Raw genomic sequence first — 12,995 nt, 5'->3', positions numbered from 1 at the left:
CAACGTGATGGAAGCCAAGGCGAGCGCGCGGCACGTCCGCGTCACGCCCCAGAAGGCGCGTCGCATCATCGACCTCATCCGCGGCAAGCAGGCCGTCGAGGCCGTCGCGACGCTGCGGTTCGCCCCGCAGTCGGCGTCCGACCCGATCCAGAAGGTGCTCGAGAGCGCCATCGCCAACGCCCGGGTCAAGGCTGACAAGGCGTCGGAGGCGTTCGACGAGCGCAACCTCGTCATCAGCGCCGCCTACGTCGACGAGGGCCCGACGATGAAGCGGTTCCGCCCGCGTGCCCAGGGCCGCGCGGCCCGCATCAACAAGCGGACCAGCCACATCACCGTGGTCGTCACGCCGAAGACCCCCAAGGGAGGCACCCGCTAATGGGCCAGAAGGTCAACCCGCACGGCTTCCGCCTCGGCATCACCACCGAGCACAAGAGCCGCTGGTTCGCTGACTCCACCAAGGAGGGGCAGCGTTACCGCGACTACGTCAAGGAAGACGTCGCCATCCGCAAGCTCATGTCCGAGGGCATGGAGCGGGCCGGCATCTCCCGCGTCGAGATCGAGCGCACCCGTGACCGCGTCCGCGTGGACATCCACACCGCGCGTCCGGGCATCGTCATCGGTCGCCGTGGCGCCGAGGCCGACCGCATCCGTGGCGAGCTCGAGAAGCTCACGGGCAAGCAGGTGCAGCTGAACATCCTCGAGGTCAAGAACCCCGAGGTCGACTCCCAGCTCGTCGCCCAGGGCATCGCCGAGCAGCTGTCTGCTCGTGTGTCGTTCCGTCGCGCGATGCGCAAGGGCATGCAGTCCGCCACCCGCGCCGGCGCCAAGGGCATCCGTGTCCAGGTCTCCGGCCGCCTCGGCGGCGCGGAGATGTCCCGCACGGAGTTCTACCGTGAGGGTCGCGTCCCGCTGCACACCCTGCGTGCGCAGATCGACTACGGCTTCTACGAGGCCCGCACCACCTTCGGCCGCATCGGCGTCAAGGTGTGGATCTACAAGGGCGACGTCACCGCTCGTGAGCTGGCCCAGCAGCAGGCTGCTGCGCCGCGCCCGAGCCGTGGCCCGCGTCGCGACGGCGCCGACCGTCCGGCCCGCGCTCGTCGCGAGCGTCCGGAGGGCACCGCCACCGAGACCGCTGCCGCAGCGCCCGCCACCGAGGCCCAGGCCCCGGCTGCCGCTGCCAGCACTGAGGGAGAGCAGTCCTGACATGTTGATTCCTCGTCGAGTCAAGCACCGCAAGCAGCACCACCCGGGTCGCTCGGGCGCTGCAAAGGGTGGCACGAAGATCGCGTTCGGCGACTACGGCATCCAGGCCCTCGAGCCCGCCTACGTCACCAACCGCCAGATCGAGTCCGCTCGTATCGCGATGACGCGTTACATGAAGCGTGGTGGAAAGGTGTGGATCAACATCTACCCCGACCGCCCGCTGACCAAGAAGCCCGCCGAGACCCGCATGGGTTCCGGTAAGGGTTCCCCCGAGTGGTGGATCGCCAACATCAAGCCTGGTCGCGTGATGTTCGAGGTCTCCGGTGTGTCCGAAGAGGTCGCCCGCGAGGCGATGCGTCTGGCGATGCACAAGCTCCCCATGAAGTGCCGCTTCGTTCGGCGTGAGGGTGGTGACATCTGATGGCAGTCGGATCCAAGGACCTGACGTCCGAGAACCTGCGTGGACTCGACGACGAGCGTCTCGTCGACGAGCTGCGCAAGGCCAAGGAGGAGCTTTTCAACCTCCGGTTCCAGTCGGCCACCGGCCAGCTGGACAACCACGGCCGGCTGCGCGCGGTCCGCAAGGACATCGCACGCATCTACACCGAGCTGCGTGAGCGTGAGCTCGGCATCGGTGGGGCCACCCCGCAGAGCACGGAGAAGTCGGCATGAGCAAGAACGACAAGGATGAGGCCGTGACGGCGCAGGACCGCAACTACCGCAAGACCCGCCAGGGTTACGTGGTCAGCGACAAGATGGACAAGACCGTCGTGGTCGAGGTCGAGGACCGCGTCAAGCACGCGCTCTACGGCAAGGTCCTGCGGCGCTCGAGCAAGGTCAAGGCCCACGACGAGAACAACGCTGCCGGCATCGGCGACCGCGTCTCGATCATGGAGACCCGTCCGCTGTCGGCCACCAAGCGCTGGCGCGTGGTGGAGATCCTCGAGAAGGCCAAGTAGTCCTCCAGGCCTGCACCACCCAGCATCCGCCGCCACCGCGGCGTACCGGCCCCGAGCCGGTATACCGCGGGGGAGCGGCAACAGACCACCCACAGTTCGGCAAGGCTCACCGCGAGTGAGAACCAGCTCGACGACAGGAGTTAGACAGTGATCCAGCAGGAGTCGCGACTGCGTGTCGCCGACAACACTGGTGCCAAGGAGATCCTTTGCATCCGTGTTCTCGGTGGTTCCGGTCGTCGTTACGCCGGCATCGGTGACGTGATCGTCGCCGCCGTCAAGGACGCCATCCCGGGCGGCAACGTCAAGAAGGGCGACGTCGTCAAGGCAGTCATCGTGCGCACCACGAAGGAGCGTCGTCGCTCCGACGGCAGCTACATCAAGTTCGACGAGAACGCCGCCGTCATCCTCAAGGGCGACGGGGACCCCCGTGGCACCCGCATCTTCGGCCCCGTGGGCCGCGAGCTGCGTGAGAAGAAGTTCATGAAGATCATCTCGCTGGCGCCGGAGGTGCTCTGAGCCATGGCTGCAAAGATGAAGATCAAGAAGGGCGACCTCGTCCAGGTCCTCACGGGCAAGGACAAGGCCAAGCAGGGCAAGGTCATCGCCGTGTACCCGGAGACCCAGCGCGTGCTGGTCGAGGGTGTCAACCGCGTGACCCGCCACACCAAGGCCGGCCAGTCCGCCCGTGGCACCCGCACCGGTGGCCTGGTCGTCCAGGAGGCCGCGATCCACGTGAGCAACGTGGCGATCGTCGACCCGACCGAGAAGAAGCCGACCCGGGTCAAGACCCGCGTCGAGACCGTCGAGCGCAACGGCCGTGACAAGGCCGTCCGCACCCGCGTTGCGGTGCGCTCGGGCAAGGACCTGTGACAGACATGACCGAGACCGCAACCACCCAGGTGCCCCGCCTCAAGCAGCGGTACGCCGAGGAGATCAAGGGCCAGCTGCAGCAGCAGTTCGGCCACGCCAACGTCATGCAGGTTCCCGGCGTCGTCAAGGTCGTCGTGAACATGGGTGTCGGCGACGCCGCCAAGGACGCCAAGCTCATCGAGGGCGCGATCCGCGACCTGTCCGCCATCACCGGTCAGAAGCCGCTGGTCACCAAGGCCCGCAAGTCCATCGCGCAGTTCAAACTGCGCGAGGGCATGCCGATCGGTGCGCACACCACGCTCCGTGGCGACCGCATGTGGGAGTTCCTCGACCGCCTCGTGTCGACGGCGCTTCCCCGCATCCGCGACTTCCGCGGCCTGTCGCCCAAGCAGTTCGACGGCAAGGGCAACTACACGTTCGGCCTGACCGAGCAGTCGATGTTCCACGAGATCGACCAGGACCGCATCGACCGCGTGCGTGGCATGGACATCACTGTGGTGACCACCGCCACCAACGACGACGAGGGCCGTGCTCTGCTCAAGGCGCTCGGCTTCCCCTTCAAGGAGAACTGACATGGCGAAGACCGCCCTGGTCAACAAGGCCAACAAGAAGCCGAAGTTCAAGGTGCGTGGCTACACCCGTTGCCAGCGCTGCGGCCGACCGCACTCGGTCTACCGCAAGTTCGGGCTGTGCCGTGTGTGCCTTCGCGAGATGGCCCACCGCGGCGAGCTGCCCGGCGTCACCAAGAGCTCCTGGTAAGAAGCTCAGCACCACCCCACCCATTGATTTCGTTCTACATCGCAGGTCGCAGCGCACAGCGCAGTGAAACCGCGGTGAGAGAGGGCCGGAGAAGCCCATGACCATGACTGACCCGATTGCGGACATGTTGACCCGCGTCCGGAACGCCAACTCGGCGCACCACGACGCAGTCTCCATGCCGTTTTCCAAGCTGAAGTCCCACATCGCCGAGATCCTCCAGGCCGAGGGCTACATCGCCTCCTGGAAGGTCGAGGACGCCGAGGTCGGCAAGACGCTGACGATCGAGCTGAAGTACGGCCCCAACCGCGAGCGTTCCATCGCTGGTGTGCGGCGCGTGTCCAAGCCCGGTCTTCGCGTCTACGCCAAGTCGACGAACCTTCCCAAGGTTCTCGGCGGTCTCGGTGTGGCCATCATTTCCACCTCGTCTGGGCTCCTCACGGACCGCCAGGCGGCTTCCAAGGGTGTGGGCGGGGAAGTCCTCGCCTACGTCTGGTAAGGGGTATTCGACATGTCGCGTATTGGACGACTCCCGGTCTCCATCCCCAGCGGTGTCGACGTCACCATCGACGGCCGCGCCGTCAAGGTGAAGGGCCCCAAGGGCGAGCTCAGCCACGTGGTGGCCGAGCCGATCACCGTTGAGAAGGGTGACGAGGGCCTCGAGGTCAAGCGGCCCAACGACGAGCGCCAGTCCCGTGCCCTGCACGGCCTGACCCGCTCGCTCATCAACAACATGGTCCTCGGTGTCACCGAGGGCTACGAGAAGAAGATGGAGATCCACGGCACGGGTTACCGCGTGGCCAACAAGGGCGGGAACCTCGAGTTCGCGCTCGGCTACAGCCACCCGATCACCGTCGAGGCCCCCGAGGGCATCTCCTTCGCCGTCGAGAACCCGACCCGCTTCGCGGTGCAGGGCATCGACAAGCAGCTGGTCGGCGAGGTTGCCGCGAACATCCGCAAGCTGCGCAAGCCCGACCCGTACAAGGGCAAGGGCGTGCGCTACGCGGGCGAGCACATCCGTCGCAAGGTCGGAAAGGCCGGTAAGTAAGTCATGGCAATGATCGTCAAGCGCGCCAAGGGCAAGTCCGCCGCACGCGGCCGCCGCCACCTGCGCCTGCGCAAGAAGGTGACCGGCACCGCCGTGCGTCCCCGCATGGTCGTCTCGCGCTCCTCGCGCCACGTCTTCGTCCAGGTCGTCGACGACACGGTCGGCAAGACCGTGGCCTCGGCCTCCACCATGGAGGCGGACCTGCGCACCTTCGAGGGTGACAAGACCGCCAAGGCCCGCAAGGTGGGCGAGCTGCTCGCCGAGCGTGCCAAGAGCGCCGGCATCGAGGCCGTCGTCTTCGACCGTGGGGGCAACCGCTACCACGGTCGCGTCGCGGCCATCGCCGAGGGCGCCCGCGAGGGTGGGCTGTCCCTGTGACCGGCACCGCAATGAACTCGACTGTTACTGAGATGAGGAACGTCTGATGCCCGGACCCCAGCGTCGAGGCACTGGAGCCGCTGGCGCCGCCGGAGGCGAGCGTGGCGACCGCCGCGACCGCCGCGACAACCGTCGTGACGGTGGCCGCGACCAGGCCGAGAAGAGCGCCTACGTCGAGCGCGTGGTGACCATCAACCGCGTCGCCAAGGTCGTCAAGGGTGGCCGCCGCTTCAGCTTCACCGCCCTCGTGGTCGTGGGCGACGGCGACGGCACCGTCGGTGTCGGCTACGGCAAGGCCAAGGAAGTCCCCGCCGCGATCGCCAAGGGTGTCGAGGAGGCCAAGAAGGAGTTCTTCAAGGTCCCGCGCATCCAGGGCACCATCCCGCACCCCGTGCAGGGTGAGGCCGCCGCGGGTGTCGTCATGCTGCGTCCCGCCGCCCCCGGTACCGGTGTCATCGCCGGTGGCCCGGTGCGTGCGGTGCTCGAGTGCGCCGGCATCCACGACGTGCTGAGCAAGTCGCTCGGCTCGGACAACGCGATCAACATCGTCCACGCGACGGTCGCGGCCCTTAAGGGCCTCGAGCGTCCCGAGGCCGTGGCCGCGCGCCGTGGGCTCCCCGTGGACCAGGTCGCCCCGGCCGCCATGCTGCGCGCCCAGGCTGCTGGCCGCGAGGCCGCCAAGGCAGGTGCCTGATGCGTCTCAAGGTGACCCAGACCCGTTCCGAGATCGGCGGCAAGCAGAACCAGCGTGACACGCTGCGCAGCCTCGGTCTGAAGCGCATTGGCGACGTCGTCGTCAAGGAGGACCGTCCCGAGATCCGCGGGATGGTCAAGACGGTGACCCACCTGGTGACCGTCGAGGAGGTTGACTGACCATGGCAGAGAAGAAGGCCACCAAGGCCGCTGCTGCGAAGTCGGAGAAGTCCGTCGAGGGCACCGCTCTCAAGCTGCACCACCTGCGTCCCGCCCCGGGTGCCAAGACCGCCAAGACCCGCGTGGGTCGCGGTGAGGGCTCCAAGGGCAAGACCGCCGGTCGTGGCACCAAGGGCACCAAGGCCCGCTACCAGGTGCCCGAGCGCTTCGAGGGTGGCGCCATGCCGCTGCACATGCGGCTGCCCAAGCTCCGCGGCTTCAAGAACCCGTTCAAGGTGGAGTACCAGGTCGTCAACCTGGACAAGCTCTCCGCGCTCTACCCGCAGGGCGGCGACGTGACCGTCGACGACCTCGTGGCCAAGGGTGCGGTTCGCGACAGCGCGCCGGTCAAGGTGCTCGGCGACGGCGAGATCAGCGTCAAGGTCAACGTGACCGCTGACAAGTTCTCGGCGTCCGCCAAGGAGAAGATCGAGGCCGCTGGCGGCTCGGTCACCTCCGCCTGAGCACCACCACGTTCCACGGTATGCCGCGGGTCTCACCGCTCAAGGTGAGCCCGCGGCATACCTGTTTGTCCTGATCGTCCCCCACACCCCGTCCGGGGTCGTGTTGGGTGATGCCCTGCACTGTCCGCGGGGTATCGTGCCTAGGATTGCCTGACCGTCCCACCGCGTGGCCGTTGCGCCCGCGTCATCCAGGAGGACCTGTGCTCACCGCCTTCACCCGTGCGTTCAAGACGCCGGACCTGCGCAGGAAGCTGCTGTTCACCCTCGCCATCGTCATCGTGTTCCGGCTCGGCTCGCACGTGCCCGTCCCGGGTGTCAGCTACACGGCGGTCCAGGCGTGCATCAAGAACGCCCCGACCAACTCCGGGGTGCTCGGCCTGGCCAACCTCTTCAGCGGCGGCGCACTGCTCCAGCTGTCGATCTTCGCGCTCGGGATCATGCCGTACATCACGGCGAGCATCATCGTGCAGCTCCTCACCGTGGTCATCCCGCGGTTCGAGGCCCTCAAGAAGGAGGGCCAGCAGGGCCAGACGAAGATGACGCAGTACACGCGCTACCTGACGATCGGGCTCGCGATCCTGCAGTCCTCGACGCTGATCACGTTCGCGCAGAACCCCACCGCGCTGTTCGGCCCCGGCTGCACGAGCATCCTGCCCAACGACTCCATCCCGACCCTGGTCATCATGGTGCTGACCATGACGGCCGGCACCGGTGTGGTGATGTGGCTCGGCGAGCTCGTCACCGACAAGGGCATCGGCAACGGCATGTCCCTGCTGATCTTCACCTCGATCGCCAGCTCGTTCCCGGGCTCGCTCTGGGCGATCCAGCAGCAGGACGGCCGCTGGGACGTCTTCATCGGCGTCATCCTGCTCGGCTTCCTCATCATCGCGCTCGTCGTCTTCGTCGAGCAGAGCCAGCGCCGCATCCCGGTGCAGTACGCCAAGCGCCAGGTGGGTCGCCAGATGTACGGCGGCACGTCCACCTACATCCCGCTCAAGGTCAACATGGCCGGCGTCATCCCCGTGATCTTCGCCTCGTCCCTGCTCGCGCTGCCGTCGTTGCTGGCACAGTTCAACAGGTCGACCACCGGCGACCAGGCCGGCTGGGTGACGTGGATCGAGCAGCACCTCGTCCGGGGTGACCACCCGATCTACATGGCGCTCTACATCGGGCTGATCCTGTTCTTCACGTTCTTCTACGTGTCGATCACGTTCAACCCGGTCGAGGTCGCCGACAACATGAAGCGCTACGGCGGCTTTATCCCAGGTATCCGCGCCGGGCGACCCACGGCCGAGTACCTCGACTACGTGCTCACCCGCATCACGGTCCCCGGGGCCATCTACCTCGGCCTCATCTCGCTGATCCCGCTCATCGCACTGGTGCTCGTCAACGCCAACCAGAACTTCCCGTTCGGTGGCACCTCCATCCTCATCATCGTCGGCGTCGGCCTGGAGACGGTGAAGCAGATCGAGTCCCAGCTGCAGCAGCGTCACTACGAAGGGTTCCTCCGCTGATGCGTCTGATCATCCTCGGCCCGCCCGGTGCAGGTAAGGGCACGCAGGCCGGGCGGATCGCCGAGTCCCTCGGCATCCCCGCCATCTCGACCGGCGACATCTTCCGCGCCAACATCAAGAACGAGACCGACCTCGGGCGCCAGGTGAAGGACATCCTCGCCTCGGGTGGCTACGTCACCGACGAGATCACCAACGCGATCGTGCGCGACCGCCTGTTCGAGGACGACGCCGAGAAGGGCTTCCTGCTCGACGGCTACCCGCGGACCTCGGCGCAGGTCGACGCCCTCGACGCCATCCTCGCCGAGCACGGCCACCAGCTCGAGGCCGTCCTCGAGCTCACCGTCGACGAGGACGCGGTCGTCTCCCGCCTGCTGAAGCGGGCCGAGATCGAGGGCCGCGAGGACGACACCGAGGAGGTCATCCGGGAGCGCCAGGCGATCTACCGTCGCGAGACCGCGCCCCTGACGGAGGTCTACGCCGGCCGTGGCCTGCTCGTGCAGGTCGACGGCATGGGCTCGGTCGACGAGGTCTTCGCGCGGATCAGCACCGCGCTCGAAGGGGTTGCTCGCTCCTGATGTTCGGCAGGTCCCGCATCGACACCAAGACGCCCGACCAGATCCTGCGCATGCGCAAGGCGGGTCTGGTCGTCGGCCAGACCCTCCAGCTCATGGCGCAGACCGTGCGCCCGGGCATGACCACCAAGCAGCTCGACGAGCTGGCCGAGGAGCACATCCGCGGCTGTGGGGCGACCCCGAGCTTCCTCGGCTACCACGGCTTCAAGGGCAGCCTCTGCACGTCGGTCAACGACGAGGTCGTCCACGGCATCCCCGGGTCCCGGGTGCTCGCCGAGGGTGACCTCATCTCCATCGACTGCGGGGCGATCGTCGACGGCTGGCACGGCGACGCCGCGATCTCGGTGATCGTGGGCGGTCGTGACGCCGGCCGGCCGGAGGACCTCGAGCTCATCGACGCCACCGAGGACTCCATGTGGGCGGGCATCGCCGCGCTCACCGTGGGGGAGTCCCTGTACGCCGTGGGCGCCGGGGTCGAGGACAGTGTGGTCGCCTCGGGGGAGCGCCTCGGGCGGGACTACGGCATCGTCGAGGAGTACGTCGGCCACGGCATCGGCACCTCGATGCACATGGACCCCCAGGTGCCCAACTACCGCGTGCGCGACAAGGGCCCCACGGTGCGTTCGGGGGTGACCGTGGCGATCGAGCCCATGGTGACCCTGGGGTCGCCGGAGACCCGCGTCCTCGGCGACGACTGGACCGTGGTGACCACCGACGGCTCGCGCGCCGCGCACTGGGAGAACACCGTCGCGGTCACCGACGAGGGACTCTGGGTGCTCACCGCCCTCGACGGCGGCAAGGAGCGGCTCGAGGCCGCCGGCGCGCCGTACGCCCCGCTGGCCTGATCCGCGGGCCTGATCCGCTGGCCCGATCTGCGGGGCTTGATCCGGGCCCTGAGCACGATTTCGTGCTGGGGAAGGACTGCCGTAGACTGTCATGTCGGCATGCGTGTGCGCGCGTGCCGGTTTCCATGTGTGTGTCCCAGCCTGGGGCAGACCGATGCAACGGATTGTGGAGGCTATGGCCAAGAAGGACGGTGTCATCGAGATCGAGGGCACGATCGTCGAGGCTCTCCCGAACGCGATGTTCCGGGTTGAGCTGTCGAACGGTCACAAGGTTCTCGCTCACATCTCGGGCAAGATGCGTCAGCACTACATCCGGATCCTCCCCGAGGACCGCGTGGTCGTTGAGCTCAGCCCGTACGACCTGACCCGTGGCCGGATCGTCTTCCGCTACCGCTGAGCAGACCGCACACCCCGCAAGACCTGCCGGCCCGTCCGGGACGGCAGTGCCAGATCGACTCGAAGCAGAGGCTATGAAGGTTCAGCCGAGCGTCAAGAAGATCTGCGACAAGTGCAAGGTGATCCGCCGTCACGGCCGGGTCATGGTCATCTGCGAGAACCTGCGCCACAAGCAGCGCCAGGGCTGAGCATGACCTGGGTCCCGCACGGGACCTCCGCCCGGGTTCGCGCCCGAGCACGAGTCGCATCTCTTCGAGAAGCGCAGACAAGTGAATGACGCAGTACCCGGCCCCTGTGCGCGGCATCGTCGAAGGACGACTTCACGCCGACCAGGACGTCACCCCCGGCCCGGAGGCCGGGGACCGGTGCCCCGAGGAAAGCTTCGGGAACTCGCCCGGACCGGTACTGCACCAGACCTCCGGTGAAACAAAGGAACGCACAACATGGCACGTCTTGTTGGTGTGGACCTCCCGCGCGAGAAGCGCGTCGAGGTCGCTCTCACCTACATCTTCGGAGTGGGTCGTACCCGCTCCCAGCAGGCGCTGGCTGCCACCGGGGTCAACCCGAGCACCCGCGTCCGCGACCTCACCGACACCGACCTCGTCGCCCTGCGCGACTACCTCGAGGCCAACGTCAAGATCGAAGGTGACCTCCGCCGTGAGATCGCCGCCGACATCCGCCGCAAGGTCGAGATCGGCTCCTACGAGGGCCTGCGCCACCGTCGCGGCCTTCCCGTGCGTGGTCAGCGCACCAAGACCAACGCGCGCACCCGCAAGGGCCCGAAGCGCACCGTCGCCGGCAAGAAGAAGGTTGGTAAGTAATGCCTCCCAAGGCTCGTACCGCTGGCGCCAAGAAGGTGCGCCGCAAGGAGAAGAAGAACGTCGCCCACGGGCACGCTCACATCAAGAGCACGTTCAACAACACCATCATCTCGATCACGGACCCCACCGGCGCCGTGATCTCGTGGGCCTCCGCCGGCCAGGTCGGCTTCAAGGGCTCGCGCAAGTCCACCCCGTTCGCGGCGCAGATGGCTGCCGAGGCGGCCGCCCGTCGTGCCATGGAGCACGGCATGCGCAAGGTCGACGTCTTCGTCAAGGGCCCGGGCTCCGGTCGCGAGACCGCCATCCGCTCCCTGACGGCCACCGGCCTCGAGGTCGGCGCCATCAGCGACGTCACCCCCTCGCCGCACAACGGCGTCCGCCCGCCCAAGCGCCGTCGCGTCTGAGAACTGGGAGATAGAGAAAACTCATGGCTCGTTACACCGGCCCCATCACCAAGAAGTCGCGTCGTCTCAAGGTCGACCTCGTCGGCGGCGACAAGAACTTCGAGCTCCGTCCCTTCCCGCCCGGCCAGCACGGCCGTCGCCGGATGCAGGAGAAGGAGTACCTCACCCAGCTGCAGGAGAAGCAGAAGGCCCGCTTCACCTACGGCGTCATGGAGAAGCAGTTCCGCGGTTACTACGAGGAGGCCTCGCGCCGCTCGGGCAAGACCGGTGAGACCCTGCTGCAGATCCTCGAGTCCCGCCTGGACAACGTGGTCTACCGCGCCGGCCTGGCCCGCACCCGTCGTGCGGCTCGCCAGCTCGTCACGCACGGCCACTTCGAGGTCAACGGCGTGCGCGTGGACGTCCCGTCCTACCGCGTCGAGCAGTACGACATCATCACGGTCCGCGCCAAGTCCGTGAACACCTTCCCGATCGAGCTGGCCCGCCAGACGTTCGGTGAGCGCCCCACCCCGGCCTGGATGCAGGTCGTCCCGGGCACGCTGCAGATCATGATCCACAGCCTGCCCGTGCGTGAGCAGATCGACACGATCCTCACCGAGCAGCTGATCGTCGAGCTCTACTCGAAGAACTGATCGCACGAGGTATGCCGCGGGGGTGACCCCGCGGCATACCTCGCCTCGGTCGTGGCCCCGGACAGAGGGGGCCCCGACCTGGACCACCCGGTCCGAAATTCATCGGCGTCATATAGCGGTCGCCGACGAGAAAGGAAACACCCGTGCTCATCGCACAGCGCCCCTCCCTCAGCGAAGAGGTCGTTGCGGACAACCGCAGCCGCTTCGTCATCGAGCCCCTCGAGCCCGGCTTCGGCTACACGCTCGGCAACTCCATGCGCCGCACGCTCCTGTCGAGCATCCCCGGCGCCGCCGTGACCAGCATCCGCATCGACGGCGTGCTGCACGAGTTCTCCACGATCCCCGGGGTCAAGGAGGACGTCACCGAGATCATCCTCAACATCAAGGGCCTGGTCGTCTCCTCGGAGCACGACGAGCCGGTCGTCATGTACCTGCGCAAGCAGGGTGCGGGCGCCGTCACCGCCGCGGACATCGCTCCGCCGGCCGGTGTCGAGGTCCACAACCCCGGCCTGCACATCGCGACGCTCAACGGCAAGGGCAAGATCGAGATGGAGCTGACCGTCGAGCGCGGTCGCGGCTACGTCTCGGCCAACCAGAACAAGTCCGGTGACCAGGAGATCGGCCGCATCCCGGTCGACTCCATCTACTCGCCCGTGCTCGCCGTGACCTACAAGGTCGAGGCGACCCGAGTCGAGCAGCGCACCGACTTCGACAAGCTCATCGTCGACGTCGAGACCAAGAACTCGATGGCTCCCCGCGACGCCATGGCCTCTGCCGGCAAGACCCTGGTCGAGCTGTTCGGCCTGGCCCGCGAGCTCAACGTCGAGGCCGAGGGCATCGACATGGGCCCGTCGCCGACCGACGCCGCCCTGGCCGCCGACCTCGCGCTGCCGATCGAGGACCTCGACCTGACCGTCCGGTCCTACAACTGCCTCAAGCGCGAGGGCATCCACACCGTGGGTGAGCTCGTGGGTCGCAGCGAGGCCGACCTGCTCGACATCCGCAACTTCGGTGCGAAGTCGATCGACGAGGTCAAGGCCAAGCTCGTCGGCATGGGCCTGGCGCTCAAGGACAGCCCGCCCGGGTTCGACCCGAGCGCGATCGCTGACAACTACGGCGACTACGACGACGACTTCGCTGACGACGGCCGCGCGCTGGCCGAAGACGAGCAGCTCTGACCAACCGCCGCTGAGGTGGCGGTCTGCAAGCCGCCACCTC

At 67.4% G+C, this 12,995-nt stretch carries 23 protein-coding genes and 1 pseudogene; all 24 read left to right on the top strand.

What is annotated here, in order from left to right; genetic code table 11:
* Positions 1-7: 7 nt before the first annotated feature.
* The gene (gene rplV / locus ABEA42_RS00285) at positions 8-376 is read left to right on the top strand and encodes a 50S ribosomal protein L22 (protein ID WP_056884063.1); all 369 of its coding nucleotides are present in this window, start codon (positions 8-10) and stop codon (positions 374-376) included.
* Positions 376-1,206, top strand: coding sequence for a 30S ribosomal protein S3 (rpsC, locus tag ABEA42_RS00280; protein WP_345500357.1), 831 nt, complete (start codon positions 376-378; stop codon positions 1,204-1,206). The genes rplV and rpsC overlap by 1 nt, the downstream gene beginning before the upstream one ends.
* A gap of 1 nt (position 1,207) precedes the next feature.
* On the top strand, positions 1,208-1,627 hold the full coding sequence (gene rplP, locus ABEA42_RS00275; protein WP_056883301.1) for a 50S ribosomal protein L16: 420 nt from the start codon (positions 1,208-1,210) through the stop codon (positions 1,625-1,627).
* Positions 1,627-1,839 (top strand): annotated as a pseudogene (rpmC, locus tag ABEA42_RS00270) (50S ribosomal protein L29); the annotation flags it as partial. The gene rplP and the pseudogene rpmC, both read left to right, overlap by 1 nt.
* Before the next feature lie 35 nt (positions 1,840-1,874).
* Positions 1,875-2,165 carry a 30S ribosomal protein S17 gene (gene rpsQ, locus ABEA42_RS00265; protein WP_056883303.1) on the top strand — a complete coding sequence of 97 codons (291 nt, stop codon included), beginning with the start codon at positions 1,875-1,877 and terminating at the stop codon, positions 2,163-2,165.
* A 147-nt stretch (positions 2,166-2,312) separates the two neighbouring features.
* Complete coding sequence (gene rplN / locus ABEA42_RS00260) at positions 2,313-2,681, top strand: 50S ribosomal protein L14 (protein WP_056883304.1); 369 nt, start codon at positions 2,313-2,315, stop codon at positions 2,679-2,681.
* Positions 2,682-2,684: 3 nt separating this feature from the next.
* A complete protein-coding gene (rplX, locus tag ABEA42_RS00255) occupies positions 2,685-3,035 on the top strand; it encodes a 50S ribosomal protein L24 (protein ID WP_056883305.1) in 351 nt (116 codons plus the stop codon).
* A gap of 5 nt (positions 3,036-3,040) precedes the next feature.
* Positions 3,041-3,607, top strand: coding sequence for a 50S ribosomal protein L5 (gene rplE, locus ABEA42_RS00250; RefSeq protein WP_345500352.1), 567 nt, complete (start codon positions 3,041-3,043; stop codon positions 3,605-3,607).
* Position 3,608: 1 nt separating this feature from the next.
* Entirely contained in the window at positions 3,609-3,794 is a 186-nt protein-coding gene (locus ABEA42_RS00245) for a type Z 30S ribosomal protein S14 (RefSeq protein WP_056883307.1), read from the top strand.
* Between the two features lie 97 nt (positions 3,795-3,891).
* Positions 3,892-4,290, top strand: a complete 399-nt coding sequence (rpsH, locus tag ABEA42_RS00240) for a 30S ribosomal protein S8 (protein WP_056883308.1) — start codon at positions 3,892-3,894, stop codon at positions 4,288-4,290.
* Positions 4,291-4,302: 12 nt separating this feature from the next.
* The gene (gene rplF, locus ABEA42_RS00235; protein WP_345500351.1) at positions 4,303-4,839 is read left to right on the top strand and encodes a 50S ribosomal protein L6; all 537 of its coding nucleotides are present in this window, start codon (positions 4,303-4,305) and stop codon (positions 4,837-4,839) included.
* Positions 4,840-4,842: 3 nt separating this feature from the next.
* Positions 4,843-5,217, top strand: a complete 375-nt coding sequence (gene rplR, locus ABEA42_RS00230; protein ID WP_056883310.1) for a 50S ribosomal protein L18 — start codon at positions 4,843-4,845, stop codon at positions 5,215-5,217.
* A gap of 46 nt (positions 5,218-5,263) precedes the next feature.
* Positions 5,264-5,911: a 30S ribosomal protein S5 gene (gene rpsE / locus ABEA42_RS00225; protein ID WP_345500350.1), complete on the top strand. Its 648-nt coding sequence runs from the start codon at positions 5,264-5,266 to the stop codon at positions 5,909-5,911.
* On the top strand, positions 5,908-6,090 hold the full coding sequence (rpmD, locus tag ABEA42_RS00220; protein WP_056884064.1) for a 50S ribosomal protein L30: 183 nt from the start codon (positions 5,908-5,910) through the stop codon (positions 6,088-6,090). Before rpsE ends, rpmD begins: the two co-directional genes overlap by 4 nt.
* 2 nt (positions 6,091-6,092) lie before the next feature.
* A complete protein-coding gene (gene rplO, locus ABEA42_RS00215; RefSeq protein ID WP_345500348.1) occupies positions 6,093-6,593 on the top strand; it encodes a 50S ribosomal protein L15 in 501 nt (166 codons plus the stop codon).
* Positions 6,594-6,793: 200 nt separating this feature from the next.
* Positions 6,794-8,107 (top strand): preprotein translocase subunit SecY, encoded by a 1,314-nt coding sequence (gene secY / locus ABEA42_RS00210; RefSeq protein ID WP_345500347.1) that lies wholly within the window; start codon positions 6,794-6,796, stop codon positions 8,105-8,107.
* On the top strand, positions 8,107-8,682 hold the full coding sequence (locus tag ABEA42_RS00205; protein ID WP_345500346.1) for an adenylate kinase: 576 nt from the start codon (positions 8,107-8,109) through the stop codon (positions 8,680-8,682). Before secY ends, ABEA42_RS00205 begins: the two co-directional genes overlap by 1 nt.
* Positions 8,682-9,524: a type I methionyl aminopeptidase gene (gene map, locus ABEA42_RS00200; RefSeq protein WP_345500345.1), complete on the top strand. Its 843-nt coding sequence runs from the start codon at positions 8,682-8,684 to the stop codon at positions 9,522-9,524. The genes ABEA42_RS00205 and map overlap by 1 nt, the downstream gene beginning before the upstream one ends.
* Before the next feature lie 175 nt (positions 9,525-9,699).
* Positions 9,700-9,921: a translation initiation factor IF-1 gene (gene infA, locus ABEA42_RS00195; RefSeq protein WP_013493543.1), complete on the top strand. Its 222-nt coding sequence runs from the start codon at positions 9,700-9,702 to the stop codon at positions 9,919-9,921.
* A gap of 73 nt (positions 9,922-9,994) precedes the next feature.
* Positions 9,995-10,108 carry a 50S ribosomal protein L36 gene (gene rpmJ / locus ABEA42_RS00190; protein WP_010148647.1) on the top strand — a complete coding sequence of 38 codons (114 nt, stop codon included), beginning with the start codon at positions 9,995-9,997 and terminating at the stop codon, positions 10,106-10,108.
* A gap of 255 nt (positions 10,109-10,363) precedes the next feature.
* Positions 10,364-10,741 carry a 30S ribosomal protein S13 gene (gene rpsM / locus ABEA42_RS00185; RefSeq protein ID WP_345500343.1) on the top strand — a complete coding sequence of 126 codons (378 nt, stop codon included), beginning with the start codon at positions 10,364-10,366 and terminating at the stop codon, positions 10,739-10,741.
* Positions 10,741-11,145: a 30S ribosomal protein S11 gene (rpsK, locus tag ABEA42_RS00180; RefSeq protein WP_056883316.1), complete on the top strand. Its 405-nt coding sequence runs from the start codon at positions 10,741-10,743 to the stop codon at positions 11,143-11,145. The genes rpsM and rpsK overlap by 1 nt, the downstream gene beginning before the upstream one ends.
* A 23-nt stretch (positions 11,146-11,168) precedes the next feature.
* Entirely contained in the window at positions 11,169-11,777 is a 609-nt protein-coding gene (gene rpsD / locus ABEA42_RS00175) for a 30S ribosomal protein S4 (RefSeq protein ID WP_345500342.1), read from the top strand.
* A 143-nt stretch (positions 11,778-11,920) separates the two neighbouring features.
* Positions 11,921-12,955, top strand: a complete 1,035-nt coding sequence (locus ABEA42_RS00170) for a DNA-directed RNA polymerase subunit alpha (RefSeq protein WP_345500341.1) — start codon at positions 11,921-11,923, stop codon at positions 12,953-12,955.
* Positions 12,956-12,995: the final 40 nt, after the last annotated feature.

It is taken from the genome of Pedococcus ginsenosidimutans, assembly GCF_039544395.1.
In the GTDB taxonomy this organism is placed as follows: domain Bacteria; phylum Actinomycetota; class Actinomycetes; order Actinomycetales; family Dermatophilaceae; genus Pedococcus; species Pedococcus ginsenosidimutans.
Note: the sequence above shows the minus strand (reverse complement) of the source record. Positions and strands in the feature narration are given on the sequence as shown.

Bases quoted from the DNA above. Each gene is read 5' to 3' on its own strand.
- rplP (WP_056883301.1), top strand. From the start codon at position 1,208: ATGTTGATTCCTCGTCGAGTCAAGCACCGCAAGCAGCACCACCCGGGT.
- rplF (WP_345500351.1), top strand. From the start codon at position 4,303: ATGTCGCGTATTGGACGACTCCCGGTCTCCATCCCCAGCGGTGTCGAC.
- rplX (WP_056883305.1), top strand. From the start codon at position 2,685: ATGGCTGCAAAGATGAAGATCAAGAAGGGCGACCTCGTCCAGGTCCTC.
- ABEA42_RS00245 (WP_056883307.1), top strand. From the start codon at position 3,609: ATGGCGAAGACCGCCCTGGTCAACAAGGCCAACAAGAAGCCGAAGTTC.
- rpsM (WP_345500343.1), top strand. From the start codon at position 10,364: ATGGCACGTCTTGTTGGTGTGGACCTCCCGCGCGAGAAGCGCGTCGAG.
- rpsC (WP_345500357.1), top strand. From the start codon at position 376: ATGGGCCAGAAGGTCAACCCGCACGGCTTCCGCCTCGGCATCACCACC.
- rpsD (WP_345500342.1), top strand. From the start codon at position 11,169: ATGGCTCGTTACACCGGCCCCATCACCAAGAAGTCGCGTCGTCTCAAG.
- rpsE (WP_345500350.1), top strand. From the start codon at position 5,264: ATGCCCGGACCCCAGCGTCGAGGCACTGGAGCCGCTGGCGCCGCCGGA.
- rplV (WP_056884063.1), top strand. From the start codon at position 8: ATGGAAGCCAAGGCGAGCGCGCGGCACGTCCGCGTCACGCCCCAGAAG.
- rplO (WP_345500348.1), top strand. From the start codon at position 6,093: ATGGCAGAGAAGAAGGCCACCAAGGCCGCTGCTGCGAAGTCGGAGAAG.
- infA (WP_013493543.1), top strand. From the start codon at position 9,700: ATGGCCAAGAAGGACGGTGTCATCGAGATCGAGGGCACGATCGTCGAG.
- rpsK (WP_056883316.1), top strand. From the start codon at position 10,741: ATGCCTCCCAAGGCTCGTACCGCTGGCGCCAAGAAGGTGCGCCGCAAG.
- rpsH (WP_056883308.1), top strand. From the start codon at position 3,892: ATGACCATGACTGACCCGATTGCGGACATGTTGACCCGCGTCCGGAAC.
- rpsQ (WP_056883303.1), top strand. From the start codon at position 1,875: ATGAGCAAGAACGACAAGGATGAGGCCGTGACGGCGCAGGACCGCAAC.
- rplE (WP_345500352.1), top strand. From the start codon at position 3,041: ATGACCGAGACCGCAACCACCCAGGTGCCCCGCCTCAAGCAGCGGTAC.
- rpmJ (WP_010148647.1), top strand. From the start codon at position 9,995: ATGAAGGTTCAGCCGAGCGTCAAGAAGATCTGCGACAAGTGCAAGGTG.
- map (WP_345500345.1), top strand. From the start codon at position 8,682: ATGTTCGGCAGGTCCCGCATCGACACCAAGACGCCCGACCAGATCCTG.
- rplR (WP_056883310.1), top strand. From the start codon at position 4,843: ATGGCAATGATCGTCAAGCGCGCCAAGGGCAAGTCCGCCGCACGCGGC.
- ABEA42_RS00205 (WP_345500346.1), top strand. From the start codon at position 8,107: ATGCGTCTGATCATCCTCGGCCCGCCCGGTGCAGGTAAGGGCACGCAG.